This window comes from Paenibacillus antri, assembly GCF_005765165.1.
Lineage (GTDB): Bacteria > Bacillota > Bacilli > Paenibacillales > YIM-B00363 > Paenibacillus_AE > Paenibacillus_AE antri.
Genome location: NZ_VCIW01000067.1, coordinates 1 through 729 on the forward strand (window position 1 = coordinate 1; position 729 = coordinate 729).

The window sequence follows — 729 nt, forward strand, 5'->3', positions numbered from 1 at the left end:
CACGTTCGCCGGGTGGTATACCGATGCGGACTTGACGGCGGCGTACGATTTCGCGTCGCCGATCGGAGCCGCAGACCTTACGTTGTATGCGAAGTGGACGGTCAACAGCTATACGGTGACGTACGACGATAACGGAAGCGACAGCGGCAGCGCACCGGCGGACAGCGCTCACGACTACAATACGGGCTTCGCGGTGCCGGGCAACTCGGGCGGTTTGGCCAAGACGGGCTATACGTTCGAGGGCTGGAACACGGCGGCGGACGGCAGCGGTACGGACTACGCCGTCGGAGACACCTATACGATGGGGGCGGCCGACGCGACGCTGTACGCGAAATGGACCGTCAACAGCTATACGGTCGCATACGACGGCAACGGCGCAACGTCCGGCAGCGCGCCCGCGAGCGGCAGCCATGTATACGACACCGTCGTTACCGTTCCGGGCAACACGGGCGGTCTGGCGAAGACGGGCCATACGTTCGCGGGTTGGAACACGGCGGCGGACGGCGGCGGCACGGGCTACGCGGGGGGCGGCACGTTTACGATCGGCGCCGCGGACGTCACGTTGTACGCGCAGTGGACAGTGAACAGCTATACGGTAAGCTACGACGGCAACGGAAGCGAAGACGGCAGCGTACCGGCGGACAGTATTCACGACTACAATACGGGCGTCCCGGTGCCGGGCAACACGGGCGGTCTGGCGAAACTCGGCCACACGTTCGCGGGCTGGAA

Annotated in this window: 1 protein-coding gene; it reads left to right on the top strand. The window is 65.3% G+C overall.

Annotated elements, in window-relative coordinates; translation table 11 throughout:
* The coding region (locus tag FE782_RS32075) for an InlB B-repeat-containing protein (RefSeq protein WP_162388385.1) at nucleotides 1–729 on the top strand (729 nt) is incomplete at both ends.